20 protein-coding genes are annotated in these 20,547 nt (G+C 45.0%); 19 read left to right on the top strand and 1 reads right to left on the bottom strand.

Annotated elements, in window-relative coordinates; all coding sequences use genetic code 11:
• Positions 1-13: 13 nt before the first annotated feature.
• A complete protein-coding gene (dnaA, locus tag H150_RS0106110; RefSeq protein WP_155970445.1) occupies positions 14-1,663 on the bottom strand; it encodes a chromosomal replication initiator protein DnaA in 1,650 nt (549 codons plus the stop codon).
• A 237-nt stretch (positions 1,664-1,900) separates the two neighbouring features.
• Here dnaA and rpmH point away from each other — a divergent pair, with 237 nt between their 5' ends.
• The 19 genes from rpmH (at position 1,901) to H150_RS0106015 (ending at position 20,532) form a co-directional block, all read left to right on the top strand.
• On the top strand, positions 1,901-2,035 hold the full coding sequence (gene rpmH, locus H150_RS0106105; RefSeq protein WP_019958174.1) for a 50S ribosomal protein L34: 135 nt from the start codon (positions 1,901-1,903) through the stop codon (positions 2,033-2,035).
• A gap of 3 nt (positions 2,036-2,038) precedes the next feature.
• Positions 2,039-2,380: a ribonuclease P protein component gene (rnpA, locus tag H150_RS0106100; RefSeq protein WP_026353519.1), complete on the top strand. Its 342-nt coding sequence runs from the start codon at positions 2,039-2,041 to the stop codon at positions 2,378-2,380.
• 2 nt (positions 2,381-2,382) lie between these two features.
• Positions 2,383-2,592: a membrane protein insertion efficiency factor YidD gene (gene yidD, locus H150_RS0106095; RefSeq protein WP_019958172.1), complete on the top strand. Its 210-nt coding sequence runs from the start codon at positions 2,383-2,385 to the stop codon at positions 2,590-2,592.
• A 26-nt stretch (positions 2,593-2,618) separates the two neighbouring features.
• Entirely contained in the window at positions 2,619-4,277 is a 1,659-nt protein-coding gene (gene yidC / locus H150_RS0106090) for a membrane protein insertase YidC (protein WP_019958171.1), read from the top strand.
• 132 nt (positions 4,278-4,409) lie between these two features.
• Positions 4,410-5,405 carry a tRNA dihydrouridine synthase DusB gene (dusB, locus tag H150_RS0106085; RefSeq protein ID WP_019958170.1) on the top strand — a complete coding sequence of 332 codons (996 nt, stop codon included), beginning with the start codon at positions 4,410-4,412 and terminating at the stop codon, positions 5,403-5,405.
• Positions 5,406-5,439: 34 nt separating this feature from the next.
• On the top strand, positions 5,440-5,679 hold the full coding sequence (locus tag H150_RS0106080) for a helix-turn-helix domain-containing protein (protein ID WP_019958169.1): 240 nt from the start codon (positions 5,440-5,442) through the stop codon (positions 5,677-5,679).
• Between the two features lie 20 nt (positions 5,680-5,699).
• Positions 5,700-7,280 (top strand): bifunctional phosphoribosylaminoimidazolecarboxamide formyltransferase/IMP cyclohydrolase, encoded by a 1,581-nt coding sequence (purH, locus tag H150_RS0106075; protein WP_019958168.1) that lies wholly within the window; start codon positions 5,700-5,702, stop codon positions 7,278-7,280.
• Between the two features lie 75 nt (positions 7,281-7,355).
• Complete coding sequence (locus tag H150_RS0106070) at positions 7,356-7,733, top strand: protease inhibitor I42 family protein (RefSeq protein WP_019958167.1); 378 nt, start codon at positions 7,356-7,358, stop codon at positions 7,731-7,733.
• A gap of 55 nt (positions 7,734-7,788) precedes the next feature.
• A complete protein-coding gene (locus H150_RS0106065) occupies positions 7,789-8,436 on the top strand; it encodes an MBL fold metallo-hydrolase (RefSeq protein WP_019958166.1) in 648 nt (215 codons plus the stop codon).
• Positions 8,437-8,492: 56 nt separating this feature from the next.
• Positions 8,493-9,767, top strand: a complete 1,275-nt coding sequence (locus H150_RS14750; protein WP_019958165.1) for an OmpA family protein — start codon at positions 8,493-8,495, stop codon at positions 9,765-9,767.
• Positions 9,768-9,908: 141 nt separating this feature from the next.
• Positions 9,909-12,047, top strand: a complete 2,139-nt coding sequence (locus tag H150_RS0106055; RefSeq protein ID WP_019958164.1) for an AmpG family muropeptide MFS transporter — start codon at positions 9,909-9,911, stop codon at positions 12,045-12,047.
• Positions 12,044-12,496 (top strand): hypothetical protein, encoded by a 453-nt coding sequence (locus H150_RS0106050; RefSeq protein WP_211206674.1) that lies wholly within the window; start codon positions 12,044-12,046, stop codon positions 12,494-12,496. The genes H150_RS0106055 and H150_RS0106050 overlap by 4 nt, the downstream gene beginning before the upstream one ends.
• A gap of 544 nt (positions 12,497-13,040) precedes the next feature.
• Entirely contained in the window at positions 13,041-14,255 is a 1,215-nt protein-coding gene (locus H150_RS0106045) for an MFS transporter (RefSeq protein ID WP_019958162.1), read from the top strand.
• 102 nt (positions 14,256-14,357) lie between these two features.
• Positions 14,358-15,065, top strand: coding sequence for a type 1 glutamine amidotransferase (locus H150_RS13880; protein WP_019958161.1), 708 nt, complete (start codon positions 14,358-14,360; stop codon positions 15,063-15,065).
• 309 nt (positions 15,066-15,374) lie between these two features.
• Entirely contained in the window at positions 15,375-16,580 is a 1,206-nt protein-coding gene (locus H150_RS0106035; protein WP_019958160.1) for a cytochrome P450, read from the top strand.
• Between the two features lie 2 nt (positions 16,581-16,582).
• Positions 16,583-17,833 (top strand): FAD-dependent oxidoreductase, encoded by a 1,251-nt coding sequence (locus H150_RS0106030; protein ID WP_019958159.1) that lies wholly within the window; start codon positions 16,583-16,585, stop codon positions 17,831-17,833.
• 14 nt (positions 17,834-17,847) lie between these two features.
• Positions 17,848-18,309 (top strand): flavodoxin domain-containing protein, encoded by a 462-nt coding sequence (locus H150_RS0106025; protein WP_019958158.1) that lies wholly within the window; start codon positions 17,848-17,850, stop codon positions 18,307-18,309.
• 9 nt (positions 18,310-18,318) lie between these two features.
• Positions 18,319-19,059: a type 1 glutamine amidotransferase gene (locus H150_RS13875; RefSeq protein ID WP_019958157.1), complete on the top strand. Its 741-nt coding sequence runs from the start codon at positions 18,319-18,321 to the stop codon at positions 19,057-19,059.
• Between the two features lie 60 nt (positions 19,060-19,119).
• Entirely contained in the window at positions 19,120-20,532 is a 1,413-nt protein-coding gene (locus H150_RS0106015; RefSeq protein ID WP_019958156.1) for a glutamine synthetase family protein, read from the top strand.
• Positions 20,533-20,547 lie beyond the last annotated feature (15 nt).

Below are 20,547 nucleotides of genomic sequence, written 5' to 3'. Positions count from 1 at the left end.
AGTCATCCCTGATTTATTTTTGTAACATGGCAGACAAGTAATCATAATCTTGTGCCAATTTGGCATCGCCGTGTTTTAAGTCGTGTATGGTTTTGTGGGCGTGCATCACAGTGGTGTGATCGCGTCCACCAAAGACATTGCCAATGGAAGGCAAGCTTTGTTGGGTCAAATCTTTGGCCAAAGCCATCGCCATTTGGCGTGGTCGAGCAATAGGGCGAGAGCGTTTTTTACCCACCAAGTCGGCAATTTTCAATTGGTAAAAGTCGGCAACGGTTTTCATGATGTGCTCGACGGTCAATTGGCGCTGTGCCTCAACCAAAATATCTTGCAAGGCTTCGGTGGCTAAGGCAATGTCAATCGGTTTATGCTGGAACAAGCTGTGTGCCGCCACGCGTTTGAATGCGCCTTCCAATTCACGCACGTTAGAGCGAATGTGTTGGGCGATGAAAAATGCGGCTTTTTCTTGCATTTGCACATTGGCCATTTCGGCTTTTTTTTGCAAAATCGCCACACGCATTTCCAATTCAGGCGGCTCTAATTCGACAGTCAAACCCCACGAAAAGCGGGATTTCAAACGGTCATCCATATTTTTGATATTGGCAGGCAAAGTATCACACGTCATCACCACTTGTTTTTTACCATCTAAAAGGTGGTTAAACAAATAGAAAAATTCTTCCATGGTGCGGTCTTTGCCTGAGATAAATTGCACATCATCAATCAATAGCAAATCCAATGAATGATAATGTTTTTTGAATTCATCAAACGAGCTAGAACGAAACGCTTTCATGATGTCGCGCACATAGGTTTCGGCATGAATATAGCGAATTTTGGCACGCGGGTTACGTTGGTAAATGCGATTGCCTATGGCTTGTATCAAATGGGTTTTGCCGTAACCTGTCGAGCCGTAAATAAAATACGGGTTATACATGCTTGAGCCTGGATTTTCAGCAATGGTTTGCGCGCCCGCATATGCCATGCGGTTGCCTTTGCCTTGTACCAAGGTTTCAAACGTGTAACTGGAATTCAAACGGGTTTGTTCGGCATGGCTGCCAATGGCTGGCATATGGTCACTGGCAGATTTAATGATGCTCGGTGCACTGGGAGTGACAATCGGTGCTTGCGTTGGCAAGATGATACCGGCATTGCTAAGCGAGGTGCTGCCGCTGACTTCATTGGCGCGAGGTTTGCGTGGGCGCTCTAAATTTCGCTGAATAATGTCTTTGGCGCTCATGCCGCGACCTGATGTGGGTGCAGGTGTTGGCATGGGACCATCAATCACGTCGTCAGGCAATAAATCATCGGCAAACAAATCGTCAGTAGCCGCTTTTGCATTGACCTTGGCAGGTGTTTTTGGGCTGGTTTTTTGTGGTTGAGGCGTGGCAATCGGCGCAGTCGTCATTAAAGGTGCGCTGGCGATAGCCACACTTTCACCTTGGCCAATTTTTAACTGTAAGCCTGGGCTGTCTTGAGTCAAAGCGGCGACGCTCGCCTCAATGTGTTGCCAAAAATGGCTTTTGACGAAGCCAAATACGAAGTTGTTTTTGGCATACACCGTCCAAGTGTTGTTTTCGTTGCCTATGGTCAACGGAGCAATCCACATTTGGTATTGCTGACTGGAGAGGGTGTCACGCAAAGCAAGCAGCGCATGTGGCCATACGGCCATAAATTGGCTTAAATCGGCTTGGAGCATAAGTGATTTAGAGTGTTCTGGATGATGTTACAGGACGCTACCCAAGAAAAAACAAGGGGTAGCAATAAGAGGCTATTATAGCTGATGAGACACTATTTATCCACAGGCGAATGTGGATAAATCAGGTATAAAAGCATTGACAAAGCTCATAAAATCCTTTGTAATAGCACGTTTATTTATCGTCAGATTCCATTTTTAAGGAAGCAACAAATGAAACGCACTTTCCAACCTTCTGTTACCAAACGCAAACGCACTCACGGTTTCTTGGTTCGCTCTAAAACCCGCGGTGGTCGTGCTGTATTGGCAGCTCGTCGCGCTAAAGGCCGTAAACGCTTGGCTGTGTAAGCTTTGAATCAAGGCTTTAGCAAGACAGAGCGACTGTTGAAAACGGATGAATTTTCATCCGTTTTTGCATTGCGCCGCTCGCGCCATGGGCGTTATGTGCAGGTTTTGCTTGGTGAAGCTTCACCACATCCGCGTTTGGGTTTGGTGGTGGCGAAAAAAGTTGCCAAGCGGGCACATGAGCGTAATTATATGAAGCGCGTGTTACGCGAATGGTTTCGCTTGAACAAGCAAAACCTCCCAGCGCAAGATATTGTGGTTCGGACCAAATTAAAATTTGAACATGCAGAATTTGATGCTGTGTGTGCCGAAATGCAACGTTTATTACGTCATAAGTCGACTGATTGAACATGCAAAAATGTTTATTGAAATGTGTTCGATTTTATCAGGTGGCCATCAGTCCGATGTTGCCACCTCGTTGTCGTTATACGCCGACTTGTTCGCAATATGCGATTGAAGCCTTACAAAAACATGGTGCCACTCGTGGCTCTGTGTTGGCATTGCGTCGGATTTGTCGTTGCCATCCTTTTGGTGGCAGTGGTTATGATCCTGTTCCTTAAACAATAGACTTAAAGATTGATATTCGATGGAAATCAAAAGACTTTTTGCCTTTGCCGTGATTTCGTTGTCCATTTTGTTTGGTTGGAATTATATGTTCCCTCCTGCCAAAAAACCGACACCGGATGTGGCACAAACTGAAGCAGGCAAGCCCGCTGCCCAAGCAGATGCAGCTGCTCAAGGCATATTGACTGCAACCGATCCGATTAAAGTCAAAACCGATGTGTTTGACATCGACATTGACCAAGCGACAGGTGACATTCGTCACATGACCTTGCTCAAACACGATGCTACCAGTGATGCCAGCAAAAATTTGGTGTTGTTGAATGATGCCAAAGATTACACTTATATCGCACAAGCGGCTTTGTTGAAAAAAGGTGAAGCGAGTTATTTGTTGCCTGAAGGCACCAAATTTGTCGCCGATCAAAAACAATATGATTTGGGCAACAATGACAAAATCAGCGTGCGTTTGACTGCACCTGAAGTCAATGGTGTTCAAGTCAGCAAAATTTATACTTTCCATCGTGATAGCTATGCCATTGATGTTAGCTTTGATGTGAAAAACAACAGTGGTCAGCCTGTGGCTTACGATGCGATGTATCGTATGTTGCGTGATGGTTCAACGCCAGAAGGTGAGAGCTGGTTTGTACAAAGCTATACCGGCCCTGTGGTTTACACTTCTGAAAGCAAATACCAAAAAGTACCGTTTAAAGAGTTGGACAGCGATGCTCAAAGTGGCAAAGACACCGCAGATTACCAGCGCAAAACGACCGATGGTTGGGTGGGCATTATCCAGCATTATTTCGTGTCATCTTGGATTCTGAATCGCCAAAATCAACCTAGCGTGTGTGGTACTCAAGCAGATGGTTGTAATATGGTTGTGCGCAAGCGTAGCGATGGCTTGTATGAAGCGGGCGTGCGTGTGAACAGCCCTGCGGCATTGGCAGCAGGTCAAAGCAGTGTATTGCCTATGACTTTGTATGTGGGTCCTGCTGAATATAATCGTATTACCCCGTTGGCTGACAACTTTGAGTTGAGCAAAGACTTTGGTATGTTGCACGTGTTTGCTTCACCATTGTTCAAATTGTTGAACTGGTTACATGGTTTTGTAGGTAACTGGGGTTGGTCTATCATTTTGTTGACCATCATTGTGAAAGCAGTGTTGTTCCCATTGACCAATGCTTCTTATAAGTCTATGGCTAAAATGCGTGCAGTTGCACCGCGCTTGAATGAACTCAAAGCGCAATACGGTGACGACCGCATGAAGATGCAACAAGAAATGATGGCCTTGTACAAGAAGGAAAAAATCAATCCTTTGGGTGGTTGTTTGCCAATGTTATTGCAAATTCCTGTGTTCTTGGGTTTGTACTGGGCATTGTTCAACTCGGTAGAGTTGCGCCAAGCGCCGTGGATGGGTTGGATTACCGACTTGGCACGTCCTGACCCTTGGTTTGTATTGCCGATTATCATGGCTTTGACGATGTGGTTCCAAACGACTTTGAACCCACCTCCAACCGATCCGATGCAAGCGAAAATGATCAAGATTATGCCTTTGGTGTTCTCGTTCATGTTCTTCTTCTTCCCAGCTGGTTTGGTGTTGTACTATGTCGTGAACAACATCTTGTCGATTGCCCAACAATGGTATATCAACAAGAAAATTGAAAATGGCATGAAAACAAAGTCTTAATTTAGACTGAGTTTGACTGGTTACAAGCGTCCTGTAAGTTTACAGGACGCTTTTTTTATGAGTAAAAACCTTTCGAATATTGCTTAAAAAATGTACAATTGCCACCCTATTTGTTTTGATTGATAAATCCTTATGCGCATAGGCAGTATTGAGCTAAACGCGCCTTTGGCATTGGCGCCCATGGCTGGTATTACCGACAAGCCATTTCGTATGTTGGCGCGGCGTTTTGGCGCGGGTTTGGCCAGCAGTGAAATGACCACATCAGACCCGAGTTTGCAAAACACACGCAAGACTTTGCAGCGCGCCAATCACGAAGGTGAAACGGGTATTCGTTCAGTGCAAATTGTGGGTAATATTCCTGAAGTGATGGCTGAAGCGGCACAATTGAATGTGGCCCGTGGCGCGCAAATCATCGACATCAATATGGGTTGTCCTGCCAAAAAAGTCTGTAATGTTTTGGCAGGCAGTGCGTTGCTGAAAGATGAAGGTTTGGTCAAAGCCATTTTGCAAGCAGTGGTGCAAAGCGTGGATGTGCCTGTGACGCTCAAAACCCGTTTGGGCTGGGACGATGAACATTTGAATGTGCCCAAAGTGGCAAGCATCGCTATGGATGCGGGCATTCAAGCTTTGGCAATACATGGTCGCAGCCGCACACAAATGTATACAGGTCATGCCCGTTATGAATTGATTGCTGAAGTTAAAAAGCAAATTGACATCCCTTTGTGGGTCAATGGCGATATTACTTCTGCGGCAAAAGCGGTACAAGTGTTGGAGCAAACCGGTGCTGATGGCGTGATGATAGGTCGTGGTGCGCAAGGGCAGCCGTGGTTGTTTCGAGATGTGAAAGCGGTGTTGCAAACTGGTGTGTTGCCTGAGGCTTTGTTGTTTCAGGACGCTGCAAATGTGGTTTTAGAGCATTTGACGGCGATACATGGGTTTTATGGCGAGCATGGCGTGAAAATCGCGCGCAAACATTTGTTGTGGTATTTGGGTGGTTTTGAGTGTTATCAGGGTCAGCGCAGCGAGTTAAATCAAGTGGCGCAAACGTCTTTACAATATGAAAAAGTGGCTGAGTTACTCCATCAATTGTCTTTTCAGCACGATACATGGCCGCGCCGCGAACAATAACAAGCTTGGGCGGCCGCTTTTTAGGAGCACTTGAATGAATGAACGCATCGATGTCATCGAAAAATGCATTCATGCCAGCTTAGATGAATATTTTGACACTTTGGGTGGCGAAGCTGCCTGTGGTGTTTATGATATGGTGATTTTGAAAGTGGAAAAACCACTTTTGATTCGCGTTTTGGCGTATTGCGACGGTAATCAAACGAAAGCCGCTGCAGTACTGGGTTTGAACCGTAATACCCTGCGTAAAAAAATGCAGTTACATGGCTTGATTTAATCAATAAAAGGAATAGCAAAATGGTGGCAATCAAACGCGCACTTATCAGCGTGTCTGAAAAACAAGGTGTGGTAGATTTCGCTCGTGCATTATCTCAAATGGGCGTGGAAATCCTTTCAACCGGCGGTACTGCATCTATGCTTGCAGCGGCGGACATCCCTGTAATCGAAGTGGCTGATTACACCGGCTTTCCTGAAATGTTAGACGGTCGTGTGAAAACTTTGCACCCGAAAATTCATGGCGGTATTTTGGGTCGTCGTGATTTGCCAGAACATGTGGCGAAAATGGCGGAATATGAAATTGGCAATATTGATTTGGTGTGTGTGAATTTGTACCCATTTGCTGCAACCATCGCCAAAGCGGGCTGTACAGTAGAAGATGCGATTGAAAACATCGACATCGGTGGTCCAACCATGGTGCGCTCGGCAGCGAAAAACTGGCGTGGTGTGGCGATTGTGACTGACAACAGCGATTTCGAAGCGATTGTGAACGAGATGCAAGCCAATGAGGCTGCGTTGAGCGACAAAACCCGCTTTAATTTGTCTCGCAAAGCCTTTACGCACACTGCGCAATACGACAGCATGATCAGCAATTACTTGACCAGCTTGGACGATGAAGTATTGACTGGCGAGCCTAAAATTGGTGAATTTCCACAAAGCTTGAACGCCAATTTTGTCAAAGTACAAGATTTGCGTTACGGTGAAAACCCGCATCAACAAGCCGCTTTTTACCGTGATTTGCAACCTGCACAAGGTTCTTTGGCACGTTACAAACAATTGCAAGGCAAAGAATTGTCTTACAACAATATCGCTGACGCGGATGCAGCTTGGGAAGCGGTGAAATCATTCGACACTACCGCTTGCGTGATTGTCAAACATGCGAATCCTTGCGGTGTTGCAGTGGCTAAATCTACTGAACAAGCTTATTTGAAAGCGTATTCAACCGACACCACCAGCGCTTTCGGTGGCATCATTGCGTTTAACCGCGAAGTCGATGCTCAAACAGCCGAAGCCATCACTTCTCGCCAATTCATGGAAGTATTGATGGCGCCTAAATTCACTGACGAAGCATTGGCAGTGTTGGAAGCGAAGAAAAACGTGCGTGTATTGGAAGTGGCTTTGAGCGAAGGCGCGAACCGTTTCGAAATCAAACGTGTGGGTGGTGGTTTGTTGGTACAAACGCCTGATTTACATGTATTGACTCGTGAAGATTGCAAAGTCGTGACTGAGCGTCAACCAACTGAACAAGAATGGAATGATTTGTTGTTCGCTTGGAATGTGGCCAAATACGTGAAATCCAACGCGATTGTATTCTGTAAAGATGGTCAAACTTACGGCGTGGGCGCAGGTCAAATGAGCCGTGTGGATTCAACCCGTATTGCTGCTCGCAAAGCTGAAGATGGCCAGTTCTCTTTAGATGCAGCCGTTGCGGCATCTGATGCATTCTTCCCATTCCGCGATGGTATCGATGTGATTGCTGAGCAAGGTATTAAAGCTATTATTCAGCCAGGTGGCTCTATGCGTGACGATGAAGTCGTTGCCGCTGCCAATGAGCATGGTATTGCCATGATTGTGACTGGCGTGCGTCATTTCCGTCATTGATTTGATTGAATGAAAATGGTCGCTGTTGAGAACAATGGCGGCCATTTTTGTTGATACAACAGAAAAGAGATTCAGATGAAGTTTGTCAATCGTTTGGCGGTTTTAACTTTAGCCACTGTGGCCGCAAGTCAAGCTTATGCTGCGGATGATGCAAAATGTCCTCAGACTATGAAAGTGGGGGATACTTTTGAAGTATCTTTGGAAACCAATGCTAGTACTGGGTTTCAATGGCAAATCCATGAAAAAACCGACAATGTGACTGTGGTTAGCAATCGGATTCAAAGCAGTCCATCTGATTCTAATATGCCCTTAGTCGGCGTACCAAACCAACAATTGTGGGTATTTAAAGCCGATGCTGCCGGGCATGCGAAAATTCAATTGGTATATGTTCGTTCTTGGGAAGCAGACCAAGTGGCCAAGCAATGGGTATGTCAAAATACCATAACAGGTTAAAATCAGCCCACAGCGTCAGTCAACATGACACGAGACATGAAATAGGAATGCAATAATGGCATTGAAAATAGAAATAATTCCTGTGACGGCATTTCAGCAAAACTGTTGTTTGTTGTGGGATGATGTGAGTTTGGATGCGGTTTTGACCGATGTTGGTGGCAATGCGGATATGTTGTGGCAACGTGTGCAAGATTTGGGTTTGAATTTGCAAGCCATTTGGTTGACGCATGGGCATGTCGATCATGCCGCTGGCGTGGCGGATATGTGTGCTTATCAAGAAATGCCTGTATTGGGTCCTCATATTGACGATGATTTTTGGTTACAGCAATTGCCAGAAGTGACGGCCAAATATGGTTTCCCGCATTCACCGATTGTGGTGCCAAGTCAGTGGCTCAATGAAGGGGATGTGTTAAGTGTGGGCAGTCACCAATTTAAAACCTTACACATTCCCGGACACACGCCGGGGCATGTGGTGTTTTATTCAGAAGAATATGGCGTCATTATTGGTGGTGATATTTTGTTTGCTGGCTCCATTGGCCGTACCGATTTTCCACGTGGCAATCATGCGGATTTGATTCAGAATATCCAACAAAAATTGTATATCTTGCCTGATGAAACAGAAGTGATACCAGGCCATGGACCGATGACCACCATCGGGCGTGAAAAAGTCAGCAATCCTTACGTACGTGCTGACAGTAAATAGTATTTAAAATCAGATAATCGTAGCGTAAAGCGTACTCATTTTAAAAGGAGAACTCAGTGGCTGCACACTTGCAAGAAGTGTTGGCGCAATATGTGGGACCAATTTTGGTTCAATATGCGCAAAACCATGTGGGCTTAGAACAAGCCGCCTCATTTAAAGCTGTTGAAAAAAGCATTCCTGCTGTATTAGCTGGTGTGATTAGCCATGTGCGTGACGAACATGCTGCCAAGCGATTTTTCAATTTGCTCACTGGCACCAATGTCGATACACAGTGGTTAAAACCAGAGATTTTACAGCACGAAGATGTGAAAAAAGTGGTGGCTGTGGGTCGTCAATGGATGGGTTTATTATTCGGTCATCAAGCAGCAGAAGTGCAAAATGCTGTGGCGCAAGACGCAGATTTGAATCCAGATCAAGCGGGCGATGTGTTGGCATTTGCCATTCCTGCTGTTTTGGCTTCGCTTAAGCAATATATTCAAAGCAATCAATATGGCCAACATCAGTTTTATGGGCAGTTGGTGGCGCAAGAGTCATTTTTTGCGAAGATTTTCAGCCCGAAATTGTTGGCAGCCATTGGTATTCCAAGTGCTTCGGCATTGGTCGCTGGCGTGCGTACTTGGGGTGACAGTTATTTCACCAGTCGTCCAAGTGGTGTGGCTGCGCAACAGGAAGAAATCATTGAAACTGCGGCACGTACGACGCCACCACCTGTGGAAGAAACCGTGGCGACTGTGTCTGAATCATCCAACAATGGCTGGGTGAAATGGTTATTGGCTTTGATGGTTGTGGGTATTGCAGCTTGGTTGGCTTATACCTATTTGTTGCCACAGCCGCAAAACAATCAAACAGCGACACCTGTGGCGGCTTCTGCGCCACAAATCGCACCAAAAACCATCGCCAGTGATGTGGTGGCAGCTTCTGCGGTAGCGGCATCTACACCTGTAGCGGCCAGTATGCCTGCAGCTGCCAGTGCGGTGGTGGACGAGCACAATCCTATCGATCGTGTGGTTGCTGAAGCTGATGTATTGAAATTTTATTTTGCAACAGGCAGCGCCAAAATAGCCCCTGAAGCCAAAGAAGCAGCAGCTGCAATGTTGGCAGCGGCTAAAGAAGGCAAAAAATTGGTCGTGAGTGGATTCAATGATGCGACAGGCAAAGCAGAAAGCAACGAATGGTTGGCGAAAAAACGTGCGCAAGCGGTGCGCAGTTTCTTGCGCAATTCAGGCGTGCCTGCAGCACAAATTGAATTGGTGAAACCACAAAAAATGGAAGGTCAAAGTGGTGCATCAGCAGAAGAGCGTTGTGTAGAAGTGCGTATTGCGGCTGAATAAGGCAGCGGTATTGATTCAAAGCGTCCTGTAAAATTTACAGGACGCTTTTGTTTTGTGTAAAAGTGTCGAGCATAAAAGATGTATTGACTGGTGTTATGGCTTACAATCGCAGCCTAAGTAATTTTTCTAAGACCGTGTTCAATGACTGTACAAACCAATCAATGGCGCAGCGCGTTTGCTGCTTTTTTAGACCGCCGTGCCATCATCATGCTGTTCTTGGGTTTTTCTGCGGGTATCCCGATTTTATTGATTTTTTCGAGCCTGTCATTGTGGTTGGGCGAAGCTGGTGTCAATAAAAGTGCGGTGACGATGTTTTCTTGGGCAGCTTTGGGCTATTCGTTTAAATTTGTGTGGGCACCATTGATTGATGCGTTGCCTGTGCCTTATTTGACCAAGACTTTAGGGCGGCGTAGGGCGTGGTTACTGGTGGCGCAACTTTTCATCATTGTTGCCATTGTGATTATGGCCATGACCGATCCCGCCGCAGGCACCAATGCTTTAATACAAATGGCAATTGGCGCGGTGTTGTTGGGTTTTGCTTCGGCGACGCAAGACATTGTGATCGATGCTTATCGGATTGAGTTGGCAGACACGAATATGCAAACCGTTTTGGCATCCACTTACAATGCAGGTTACCGCATTGGCATGATTGTCGCGGGTGCAGGCGCATTGTTTTTAGCCTCAGGGTTTGGGACGGCAAAAGGCAATTATGTCTATCAAGCATGGCAACAAACCTATTGGATTATGGCTGCGGTCATGCTCATTGGTGTGGCCACGACTTTGTGGATTCATGAGCCTGGGTCAAAACGTGTCCGCAAGCATTACCCAAAACGTGAATATGGTCGTTTGGTTGGCGTGTTTGCGTTGGCAGTGGTGGCGTTTGTGGTGTGTTTTATGTATTTGGGCAATTTGACTGCGCATTTCAATGTCAAAGACCCATTTTTAGCATTTTTAGTAGAGAGTGTGCGTTTTATTGGTGCGGCGGCATTGGCATTGGCTGCGGGTTGGGGCATGGTTAAGTTTGGTGCGGTCAACAAAGAGATGGCGCTAGAAACTTGGGTTGTACCCGTGAGCGATTTTTTCAAACGCTATGGCACCAAGGTGGCGTTGGCATTGTTGTTGTTAATTGGCTTTTTCCGCATTTCAGATATTATTGCGGGCGTGATTTCCAATGTTTTTTACCAAGACATGAATTTCACCAAAGAACAAATTGCCGAAGCGGTGAAAATTTACGGGGTAATTTTTTCGTTGGTGGGTGGTTTTTTAGGCGGTTTGTTGTCGCAGCGTTTTGATATTATGAAAGTGATGTTTGTCGGTGCGGTTTTGGCAAGTACCACCAATTTGGCGTTTGTTGGTTTGGTTCATTCTGGTAGCAAAACCACTGATGTTACTGTCAAAGTGGGCTCGTTTGAAGCCTTGGTGCCGACCGATGAAGTGGGTTTTTGGAAAGTAGATGTACCAAGCCAATATTTGTTGGCAGACACTCAAATACAGACCCACGTGGCTTTGCAAAATGGAGCAGTGTCTTTACAGCAAGCATTGCCGTATTTGAAAGCAGACAAAGACATGCCAGTACAATTGCAATTATTGCCATTGACACAAGACGGTGTTTTAACTCCTCATGAGCAAGCTGAAAAATTCATCGTGCTGGAAGGTCAGTTGTTAGGTCAAGGCGTTGCTACTGCATCTGGTATGTTGGACATTGTATTGGATGGCGAAGCCCATGCCGCTAAACTAGAGCCCAATGGGCGTTTTAGTGTGGCTTTGAGTGGTGAAACTTTGGCTACTGCCCAACACCCACAATTAACTGCTCGCTATCAAAATCAAGAAGGACAAGTGTTAGAGTCGTCATTGGCATATGAAGTCGCTGACAAAGCGCCGAGTGAGCGTTTAGAGCAACATCTGGATGCTTTGCCTTTGATTGAAGCTGGGGAGTATATGTATACCGTATCGGGCAAAGTGATTAAACAATACAGTGATGTGTGGTTGTATGCGGCAATCATTATTGATAATTTGGCAGCGGGTTTGGCAGGAGCCGCGTTCATTGCCTTTTTGTCTAGCTTGACCAGCGTGTCATTTACGGCGGTGCAATATGCTATTTTCAGCTCGCTAATGACGTTATTGCCTAAAATCATTGGTGGTTATTCAGGGGCGATTGTCAGCAATATTGGTTATCCGAATTTCTTTTATTTGGCGATGTTGGTCGGTTTGCCAGTATTGGTATTGGTATGGTGGGTCAATCGCTTGATGAAGCAAAAAACGGAAACTTCGGCATCGTGAACGTTGGGCGATGGTGGCAAGGTTTACAGGACGCTTTCAAAAGGAATAATGTGCAAACAATTTTATTGGATTTTGATGGTACGTGTGTGGCACACCAATATCCACGTGTTGGGCATGACATTGGGGCGCAGCAAGTATTGCGTGATGTGGTCGCTAATGGGCATCAATTGATTTTGTTTACCATGCGCTCGCCGATGAATTATTTGGACGATGCATTGGCATGGTTTGCGCAAAATGGCATTGTTTTGTATGGCATACAAACCCATCCTGAGCAATCGGCATGGACAGCTTCGCCCAAAGCTTATGGCAATATCATCATTGATGACACCATGTTGGGTGCAAAATTGATAGATGGATTGTATTTGGATTGGCAATGGGTGGCGCAAATATTGTGTCAACGAGGGGTCATTACGCAGACACAATTGGGCGCATATTCATTTGAGTGCTAAATTTATCCTACTTGCATGAAGATTACAGGACGCTTTGAAAGCGTCCTGTAATCATTTGGGCGCAATAGAATGTGTTTGCTTACATTAAGATGATAAATGATTAAGCTTGAAAATAAGATTAGCCGTTTCAAAGCATGATGTTTGTTATGGTTATAAGGTTGGTTTGATTTTAATGAAATCACAGGCATTTTAAGCCATACCAATTTTGAGAGTGATGGTGTTGAAGTATTTGATATTTATGTGATTTTTGAGATTAATTTGCGCTGTGTTGTTGATGCAACACCTGTGAAAATCGGCGATTTATGAAATAAATTTTCCTATGATGCAGCTTTTTTTCCATATGTGAAGCAAAAATCGGCGGTTTCATGGTGTTAAATAGCGTTAATTGACTTTATCCTATGGTACAAAAAAATGAGATTTAGCTTGTTTAAAGATTTTAGTTGCAGCGCTACCTTGAATTTAACAAAATGATTGCGTGGTATTTGTTTGTAATCATTCTTTTGGGTATTTAGAAACACGCACATCTTTGAACAAGGAGATCGCAATGTCACGCATCAAATCTTTGATGCCCAGTAGTTGGGGCATCGTGTTTGCAGCGTTTTCGGCTGCATATGGGGTGGGCTTGATTTGTTTGATTGCGCTGCCATTCATCATCACGGCCATTATCAGTGATTTGGGTTTGAATGAAGCGCAAGCAGGTTTTTTGGTGTCGGCTGAGTTTTTAGCCATGATGGTTTCGTCTTTGTTGTTAGCACCGATTATGGGGAAAGTGCCTAAGCGCAATTTGACTTGGCTCGCTGCGGTCATTGTATTGGTGGGCAATGTGGCTTCAGCCAATATTACGGATATTTATTTGCTGACTTTGGTGCGTTGTGTGGTGGGTTTTGCATGTGGCATTGCGTTGGCGTGTGGCAATGCATGTGTGTCTTTGTCATCAGACCCAGATAAAACAGCGGCATATATGAATGTGTTGTTTGTGGCTTTGATGATTATTGTGATGTTGTCGTTTTCTAAAGTGATGACTGCTTATGGTCTAAGTGGGGTGTATTACGCTTTGGCAGTGAATACTTTGGTGATGATGGCGTTCATGTTTGGTATGCCCAATCGCATTGAAGCGCTACAAGAAAATAGCGATGTGGTGGCAGAAGAGAAAGTCAAAATGATTACGCCTGTTGCCATCAGTATGATGATTGCGATGTTTTTGTTTTCGATGCGCGACACTATGGGATGGGCATTTTCATGGCAAGTGGGTTTGAATGTTGGTTATAACGATGAGCAATTGGGGCAATTGTTTTCTACGCAAGCGTTTATTGGTTTGGCAGGACCTTTTATTGCTGCATTGGTGGGGGCGAAATATGGGCTGAAAACGCCATTGATTATTTCGATTGTGACCACAGGTGCTGTCAGCTTGGGCTATGTTTTGGGTGAATATTCCAAAACCATGTATACCATCGCAGTATTGTTAATCGTTTTGACTTACTTCTATGCTTTGGCATATTTCACCAGCTTGGCAGCACAATTGGATAAAGAGGGCAAGATTGTGGCGGCCAGTAGCAGCTTTTTGACTTTGGGCATTGCTGTCGGTCCTGCATTTTCAGGCTGGTTGTTGTCTGTCGGTGGGTTTGCTGCTGTGGCGATGTCGATTGTGGTGTTGGTGATTTTGACGTATGCAGCTGTGTTGTTGCCGCTGCGCGCCAGAAACCAAAAACCACAAACCCAAATAGACAATTCAGCAGTAGCGGTAACACCTGCGGAGTAATGAGTGTTTTGGTCATACCGTGCCAACACTGATACGGCGTGTCAGTGTTGGTTGTTTTTTGATGTCAATCCATATCAATATGAAGAAAGTAGTAGGTTTTGAATGATGCAAACAGTCCATATTTTCAGACATGGCCCACAAGATTCTTTGGGTTTATTACCGCAAGCATTGGCGCAATTGGGCGTGAAAACCCATGTCCATGACATTACCGATTTGTCACAAGATTTACCGCCATTGCATGCTTTGGAGTGGGCGATGTTTTTGGGATGCACTGAAGCCGCTTACGATGATACTTTGCCATGGCTAGGGCGTGAGATGGCTTATATTCAGGCTTTACAGGACGCTCAAATTCCAATGTTTGGTATTTGTTTTGGCAGCCAAATCATTGCGCGAACTTTGGGTGGCAGTGTGCAAAAAAACACGGATTTTGAAAATGCTTGGGTGCAATTGAATGAGGCAGCACAAGCGCTGGGTTTGCCTTCAGGACCTTGGTTTTCATTTCACTTTGATGCATTTGAATTGCCGCCACAAGCCAAATTATTGGGCGCAACGTCATTGGCCAATCAAGCTTATGTATTGGGAAAAACCATGGCTGTGCAATTTCATCCTGAAATCAACAGCGATATGTTTGAGGGTTGGTTGAAAATTTGGCAACAAAGTCAAACAGGACAACATTTTTTAGAACTGTATCAAACGGAAATTTCTTTGTTAAAACAAAAATTTGTCGATGATGAAAGCATTGCTTTGGCACGTTTGGTGGCTTTGTTACAAGCTTATATGCACATGGTGAAGGCGGAAACTGTGTGTTGAAATTTGATAACAAATTATATTGTCGTGAAAATGAAACATTTCTCACAGTGAGTTTTTAAAAAAAATTCAAAAAAATAAAATGATGATTTTTCAGTAGAAAAATTATTCATTCTGTTAAAATAAGATTCCTAATGCGAAACTTTTTGCGAAAAACGCAGCAGTTTCGCATTTTTTGTTTCTTAAAGCAGGGTTTTATCTCTTTTTTAGAATAATGTCATTTTGCAATTTTTCAGTGCTCTCTTGTATAGTGAATTAACAAGTGGTTACGCAGTTTTCTGAACCAGAACCCAATACCAACGAGGTCATGACATGGATAACAGTTTGATTGTAGAAGTCCCGTTTTTGAATTTTGCAGATCCGAGTTTTTCTATTCGTTCTGATGCAGTCAAGCAAGCGCAAGATGCCAGTTGGTATGCCAAAACCCCTTATGGTTTGGCCATTTTACGTTATGACGAAGTCAATGCTTTGGTGCGCGATCAACGTTTGCGCCAAGGCAGTTATGCATGGCCCAAGCATTGTAATGCCACAGGTGCTTTTGCCGATTGGTGGACACGCATGTTGCTCAGTAAAGAAGGTCCCAATCATTCACGCTTGCGCCGTTTGGCCAATCCTGCGTTCTCACCAAAATTGGTTCGCTCGATGCAACCTGTATTTTTTCAATTGGCCAATGACTTAATCAATCAATTCATCGATCAAGGCAAATGTGAATTTGTGGGTGATTTTGCTGCGCCGTATGCCACGCAAGTGATTTGCTGCCTATTGGGGATTCCGCTGAGTGAAGCCAAGCGATTGGCTGAATTGGCGGTAGACATGGGTGTGGCTTTGGGTGTGACGTATGAGCGTGATCAAAACTTGGTCAATGGTGCTACTGACGAAATGTTTGAGTATTGCTACGAAGCTGTGCGCCGCTTGAAAGAAGAGGGTTTGGGTGACAACTTTTTGAGCATGTTGGTTAAAGCCAATGAAAATCAAGCCGATTTAAGCGATGAAGAATTGTTTGACATGATGGTTTTGGCGATTTTTGGTGGCATCGATACCACGCGCAACCAACTGTCTTTGGCGATGGACACGTTTGTACAAAACCCTGCGCAGTGGCAAATTTTGGGTGAGCAACCTGATTTGGCTGCCAATGCGGTGGAAGAAATCATGCGCTTTAGACCAACGGTGACGTGGGTGACGCGTGAGGCGTTGGAAGATTTTGAATTTCAAGGCGTGTTCATCAAACAAGGCACTACCGTGCATTTGATCAGCCAAGCGGCCGACAATGACCCGCGTGCGTTTGGCGATGTGGCGTTTGACATCACCCAAAAACGCAAAGCGCATTTTGGTTTTGGCGCAGGCGCACACCATTGTATTGGTCACTTTATCGCTCGAGGCGACATGAAAGAAGCTTTGGCATTGCTTGCACAGCGTTTACACAATGTGCAATACGCAGCCGAACCGAGCTATATGCCAGACAGTGGTAATACGGGTTTGAATCATTTGCACATTCGTTTTGATGCGGTGAAAGGTTAATCATGACTGCCGCTAAAATCGCCATCATCGGTTCTGGACCTTCAGGTTGTTACACGGCGCAATTTTTGAACAAGGCTTTGCCTGAGGCGGAAATTTGTGTGATGGATCGTTTGCCGGTGCCATTTGGTTTGGTGCGTTATGGTGTGGCACCTGATCATGTGGGTACTAAAAATGTCACCAAACAGTTTGAGCGTTTGTTTGCACAAGACAATGTGCATTTTATCGGTCATGTGGATGTGGGTGTTGATATCAGTTTGGCGCAATTGCAAGCGATGTTTGATGTGGTGGTGTTTGCCAGTGGCTTGTCACAAGACCGTGCACTCAATATTGAAGGTGAATCATTGCAAGGAGTCATCGGTTCGGGGGTATTGACACGTTGGAGCAATGACCATCCTGATACACCAGAATTCATTGATATTGGTGAGCGTGTGCTCATCATTGGTAATGGCAATGTGGCGATGGATGTGGCGCGCTTGTTAAGCAAAAATGCAGCGGATTTTGAAGGCAGCGAGATGCGTCCTGAAACGGTGGCACACATTCAAAAAGCAGCAGTGAAACACATTGACATTGTGAGCCGTTCCGAGATGGATGCAGCCAAATACGATGCGGTGATGGTCAAAGAATTGCTCAAAACCGAAGGCGTGCGTTTGGTGTTAGGGCACAACGCTCAAGGTGAGCATGAAAAAAGCATGTTGTTGACGCAATTGGCAGAACAAAGCCATGACCAACAAGGCACAGACATTGTGTTTCATTATGGTTTGACGCCGCAATATTTACAGGGCGATGCACATCTTCAAGCGGCAGTTTTTACCAATGCACAAGGTGAAGAAATCGTTTTTTCTGCCGATACTTTAATCAGCGCCATTGGTTTTGAAGCGTCCTGTAAACATCCTTTGCAATTGCGTGATTTGCATACGGATGACACCGATTTGAATTGTGGTTTCTTGCAACACAATGTGTATTGCGTCGGTTGGGCGCGTCGTGGTCCTGTGGGAACGATTCCTGAAAACCGCAAAGATGCAAAATTGGTTGCCGATGTGATTGTCGCGGCTTTGCAAACGCAAGACATTGGCAATAAAGGCGGCCTGAAAGATTTATTAAGCAATTTACACCAGCCTCATACTGATTTTGATGATTGGTTGCGTTTGAATCAATTTGAAATCAGTCAAGCGGTTACAGGACGCCACCGTTTGAAAATCAAGTCTACTGAGCAAGTTTTACAATGGCTGAATATTGCCAAGCAATCTGTATAAGAAAGGATATCGTCATGATACATGTGTTATTTGGAACAGAAACAGGCAATGCGGAGTTGGTTGCAGACGATATTGTCGATTGTTTGAAGCAGTCTGATTTGGATGCTGATGTGGCTGATATGGCTTATTTTTCAGCAGCTGATTTGAATGTTGGTGATACTTATGTGTTGGTTTGTTCGACCTATGGTGATGGAGAGTTGCCTAATAGTGCGCAGCCATTTTATGGTCAATTGCAAGAACAAATGCCTGATTTGAATGGCATTCGATTTGCGGTGTTTGGTTTAGGCGACAGTTATTATGCAACGTTCAATAATGGTGCCAAAATATTCAAAGAGCATTTATTATCATTGGGTGCACAACAATTGGGTCAAGTCGGTGTGCACGATGCGTCTTCTGGCGAAATTCCCACTGATGCGGCTTTAAGTTGGGCTGATGAGCAACTGATTCCTGCATTGACGGCATTGGCACAATCATAAGGTGAAATGATGAAGACACACATCCATATTGCTGTATTGGAAATGGGCATTTTGCCTGAAGCCTTAGAAGAAAAGCATGGTCATTTCTTTAGCATGATTCAAACATGGTTGGGCGCAGCAGCCCAAGAAGCTATGGTTGAAATCAGTTTTCAGCGTTTTAGTATTTGTAATCGTGATGATTTGCCGCAAGCGGAGGCATTCGATGCCTATGTGATTTCAGGTTCTAAGCACAGCGTGTATGAAGATTTACCATGGATACATGATAGCAAACTGTTTTTGAATGAATTAAGACACAAAAATATTCCGATGTTTGGTATTTGTTTTGGGCATCAATTGATGGCAGAAGCTTTTGGTGGCAAAGTCGAAAAATCATCTAAAGGTTGGGGTTTTGGTACCGATACATATCAATTTGCCGATGGTCAGTCACAAGAAGTATTGGTGGTTCATCAAGACCAAGTGGTGGTGTTGCCTGAAACTGCCCATGTCATAGGACAATCTGCGCATTGTGAATATGGGGCTTTGGAATATGATTTTGCGGCCAAATCGACCCAATTTCATCCTGAATTCAATCCAGCTTTGGTACAAGACTTATTGCTGCAATACCAAGACACCGTTGGCATCGACCAAGCCCAAGCCGCTTTGGCACATTTACCTAGTGCTTGCTTGAACAATCAAGCTTTCGCTCAAGAAGTTATCGCATTTTTTCAAACGAATCTGGCCAACTTAAGTTGTGCTAACCGCAGTCAGTAATGGAGCAGTATTTGATCGCATTGAGTTAAAACCACACACATCTATTTCGGAGGCAACACCATGAGTACCACCGTTTTGAATCAACCTACTTCTATATCCAACACCACTGCATTGGATGTACACAAACATCTGAATACCCAATCGCAAAAGACCGAAGACATTTTGAAAAAAGTCAAAGATTCGGGTGTGGACTATATTTACTACCAAGTAGTGGCCTTATCAGGTCGAGTGGTGGCGAAGGCTGTGCCAGCCAAACAATTGATGCGCAATTTGGAAAAAGGCATTCAGTTTCACCGCACAGCCATGAGTGATTTACAGGCCACTCGAGCGGGGGTGTTGTTAGGTGGTGGTGTGCAAGCTTCGGAATTGATTGCCTTACCTGATATTGATACCTTCAATGTTCTGCCTTGGGACAAGCAAATGGGTTCGTTTTTCTGTACCGCTTATGAGCCTGAGCATGTACCTGAAATCGGTGGTCAAATTTTGGGTACGGATGCGCGTGCCAATTTGCGTCATGTGCACCAACAATTCAAAAACAAACATGGGTTGACGTTGAAAACAGGTTGCGAGCCTGAGATGAGTTGGATTGGCGATGATATCAAAGTGCATGTGCGTCCAGGTGCGAGCCCAGCTTACCATATGGGCAGTTTTGAAATCATGCGTCCGATTTACAAAAAAGTGATGGAATATGCCAGCGCAATGGGTTTGGACATGATTGAAGGCGATTATGAAGACCCAACGCAATTGGAATTGAACTGGATGTTTGACGATTGCGAATTGACCGCAGACCGTTTGATTACCTACCGTTTGATTTGTCGCCAAGTGGCGCGCGAACATGGTGTGATTGCCAGCTTCATGCCAAAACCTTATACCAGCTCTATGGGCAATGGCTGCCACCACAACTTCAGTTTGTGGGATGCTCATGGTGACAATGTATTGATGGAAAAAGGTCGCCGTGAATTGCATTTAACCGATGTTGGTCATCATGCTTTGGGTGGCGTCCTGAACCATGCTTCAGGCGCGATGATGGTGATGGCTTCTACGGTTAACTCTTACAAGCGTTTTTGGGACACAGGTTTGTTTGCGCCGAGCATTGTCAATTGGGGCATGGACAACAAGAGTTGTACGGTGCGTTTGTCTGCCAACGGTCGATTGGAATACAAAACACCTGACTCTAGTGTGAACCCTTATTTGTCACATGCATTGATGCTTGCTGCGATGGATGACGGTATTGTCCATAAAATGGATCCTGGCATGCCTAGTAGCCGTGACAGCTATGCAGAATCAGGTCGCGTGTTGCCATTGACTTTGGGGGATGCAATCAAAGAGTTTGAAAATGACAGCGTGATGTTTGGCGCTTTGCCTGCTGAAATGGCGAATTTATACCGTGATTTGAAGGCGGATGAATGGGCACGTGCTTGTAGCGCGGTGACCGACTGGGAATACAATATGTACTTGGAATACTTGCCATAATTTGGATTCAAACTG

This window comes from Vitreoscilla stercoraria DSM 513 (assembly GCF_000382305.1).
In the GTDB taxonomy this organism is placed as follows: domain Bacteria; phylum Pseudomonadota; class Gammaproteobacteria; order Burkholderiales; family Neisseriaceae; genus Vitreoscilla; species Vitreoscilla stercoraria.
This window is presented reverse-complemented; position numbering and strand designations above follow the sequence as displayed.